Source organism: Lacinutrix sp. (assembly GCF_023299985.1).
Taxonomy (GTDB): domain Bacteria; phylum Bacteroidota; class Bacteroidia; order Flavobacteriales; family Flavobacteriaceae; genus Lacinutrix.
In genome coordinates, this window is record NZ_JALZVX010000025.1 from 1 (window position 1) to 2,965 (window position 2,965).

A 2,965-nucleotide genomic window follows, 5' to 3' on the forward strand; every position below is an offset into this window, starting at 1 on the left:
TTTGGGTTTTAATTAGGCTTGACTTTGTCATTTTTTTAGGCTAACTTCGTTTAACGTCTGATATAAAACATTAAAACGATTTCATATCAGGTAACACGTTGTGCAGCATTAAAAAGTACCGCGAAAAACTGTATTCAATTCGAAATTTCTTATTTTTGTTACTAAATCATTTAATTATGGATATACAAGCTGAAAAATTAGAATTAATGAAATTATTGTTAAACACAAACAATCCTTCAATACTTGAGTCCATAAAGATTATTTTAAAAAAAGATAAAACTTCTGATTTCTGGGATAAACTTAGCTCAGAACAACAGCGAGAAATTAATAATGCTGATATAGAAATTTCTCAAGGTAAAACAACCAACTATGAAACTTTTATGGCTTCTCACAGATAATGAGTAGAACAGTTATAATTTCAAAAACAGCTGAGAAAAAACTTGAAAAACTATTTGAATTTCTTCTTGAAAAATGGAGTCAAAAAGTTAAGTCTGATTTTATAAAAAAGTTAGACAAAAATATTAACTTAATAAAAAACAACCCTGAAGGTTTTCCTGAATCTGAAAATAAAGTTGGATTACATAAGTGTGTAATAACTAAACAAACAACCTTGTTCTATCGATATACTTTTGAGAAAATTACAATTGTTACCGTATTTGATACTCGTCAAAACCCAAATAAATTGAAAAAGGAAATATAAATGTAAAAAACACTGTACAATACTATATGTAGCAAATATTGCAATTAGTGTTTAAATCGAAAAGTTATTGTCTATTTGCAAAGTCGCCAAATCTTTTAATTTGGTATTAAAGAGAAAAATTAAAACAAAAGATTTGGCTTGTGGTTAAACCGAAAGTAATCGCATATTTTCTGCCCAACTTGCCATATATTTAACGTTAAACGAACATTCCCAAAACACACAATAAAACATAAAAAAAGCACAGTCCTAAAACTGTGCTTTTCGCTTTTTATATATTTTATTATTCGAGACTAGATTTCTCTATTAATATCCCAAGCCTCTAAATAATCTTTTACCGCTTTTACAAATTGCCCACCAAGTGCTCCATTTACAACTCTGTGATCGTAAGAGTGAGATAAGAACATTCTGTAACGAATACCAATAAAGTCACCATCTGGAGTTTCTATAACTGCAGGTACTTTACGTATTGCTCCTAAAGCTAATATTCCAACTTGTGGTTGATTAATAATTGGTGTTCCCATAATACTTCCAAAGGTTCCAACATTAGTTACTGTGTAAGTTCCACCTTGAATATCGTCTGGCTTTAATTTATTTTCTCTTGCTCTTGTTGCTAAATCGTTTACCGCTTTAGTTATACCTACAAGGTTAAGCTGGTCTGCATTTTTAATAACAGGTACAATTAAGTCTCCATTACCTAAAGCAGCTGCCATACCAAGGTTTATGTTTTTCTTTTTAATAATAGTATCACCTTGAAGCGAAATATTCATCATTGGGAAATCGCGTAATGCTTTGGCAATTGCTTCCATAAAAATTGGAGTAAACGTTAAGTTTTCTCCTTCTCGCTTCATAAACTCACTCTTAACTTTCTTTCTCCAATTCCAAATATTAGTAACATCTGCTTCTATAAAACTTTGTACGTGTGCACTTTTCTGTACACTCTCTACCATGTGATGTGCAATTAATTTGCCCATTCTGGTCATTTCTATAATCTCATCACCTTCTGCAGCAATAATAGGTGCAGCTGGTTTTTTTGCTTCGCTTTTTACAGCAGCTTGTTGTTTAGTTGTAGCAATTGGAGTGACGACCGCTTTAACTGGTTGCGAACCTCTTGTTTTTAAATACGTTTGCATGTCTGCTTTAGTAACACGACCTTCTTTTCCTGTTCCTGGAATAGTGTCTAACTCGTCTTGCGCAATACCTTCGGCTTTAGCCATGTTTTTTACTAATGGTGAATAAAAACGCTCTCCATTAGAACTAATTGGCGCTACAGTTTCTTGAGCTAAAGCAACTGTTTGTGATACCTCAGCGACTGCAGGTGCAGTTTTATCCACCACAATTTCTTGTGCTTTTGGCGCTTCGGCAGAAGTATTACCTTGTCCTTCAGTTTCTATAATAGCAATAGTTTCTCCTACTTGAACAACGTCGTCTACATTAAAGAGCACCTCTACTAAAACACCATCAACCTCACTTGGTACTTCGCTATCTACTTTATCTGTTGCAATTTCTAAAATTGCTTCATCTTGTTCAATAGTATCACCAACCTCTTTTAACCACGAAGTAATTGTTGCTTCTGCAACGCTTTCTCCCATTTTCGGTAATTTTAGTTCAAATCTTGCCATATTAATAAAAAATGTGTCTTTTTATAATTTCAGAATGCAAAATTAATAAAAAATAGTGTATTTATTTGACTATTCAATATAATTTTAAATTCTGCTTATCTAATATTTTGATACTTAAAAGAGTATCACCTCTCCTCTACTCTTCGAGGAATAACTTCCGAGGATAAAATTAGCGTTTTTTGGAAGTATTTTGAATGATAAATTTTTATTTTTTTCTGATGCTTCCATTTCCTTAATTATTGACTGATAGCTAACATAGTTCGCATCAAAAATAATTTGAGTATCCTCTTTAACATCTGCAATGTTTAAAACTACATTAAAAGGTTTTAAAAGCTTAGTCGTTAAAATTTCATTTTTATTATTTGAAATCAAAGTATAATTTTTAAAATCTACAGTTTTAACCAAATCTTTACTTCCAAATAGTTTTGCAGAATGTATTCCAAAGAAAACCAAGGCATCAAAAACTAAATTGCTTTTAAAATGTTTTTTATAGAAAATCTGCATGGCTCCATAAAAACGCTTAGCGTAGGTTTTATCTTTTAAAGTACTTTCTCCTTTATAATGTATAACTGTAGCTTCTCCATAATAGAAACTTTGGAAGCCTGCTTTTTTAATTTTATAACTCAAATCTATGTCTTCACCATAC

General features: G+C 31.4%; 3 protein-coding genes and 1 pseudogene. 2 read left to right on the top strand and 2 right to left on the bottom strand.

Translation table 11 applies throughout. The annotated features are described in order from the left end of the window. Positions 1 to 176: 176 nt before the first annotated feature. Together Q0C58_RS01635 and Q0C58_RS01640 are read left to right on the top strand one after the other, a co-directional pair. Positions 177 to 398, top strand: a complete 222-nt coding sequence (locus Q0C58_RS01635; RefSeq protein ID WP_290696652.1) for a hypothetical protein — start codon at positions 177 to 179, stop codon at positions 396 to 398. Next, positions 398 to 700, top strand: a complete 303-nt coding sequence (locus Q0C58_RS01640) for a type II toxin-antitoxin system RelE/ParE family toxin (protein ID WP_290696654.1) — start codon at positions 398 to 400, stop codon at positions 698 to 700. Before Q0C58_RS01635 ends, Q0C58_RS01640 begins: the two co-directional genes overlap by 1 nt. A 290-nt stretch (positions 701 to 990) precedes the next feature. On the opposite strand, the gene Q0C58_RS01645 is transcribed toward Q0C58_RS01640, so the two are convergent. Together Q0C58_RS01645 and Q0C58_RS01650 are read right to left on the bottom strand one after the other, a co-directional pair. After that, positions 991 to 2,319, bottom strand: coding sequence for a dihydrolipoamide acetyltransferase family protein (locus Q0C58_RS01645; RefSeq protein WP_290696656.1), 1,329 nt, complete (start codon positions 2,317 to 2,319; stop codon positions 991 to 993). A 114-nt stretch (positions 2,320 to 2,433) separates the two neighbouring features. Then, positions 2,434 to 2,965, bottom strand: a pseudogene (locus Q0C58_RS01650) (glycosyltransferase family 2 protein); the annotation flags it as partial.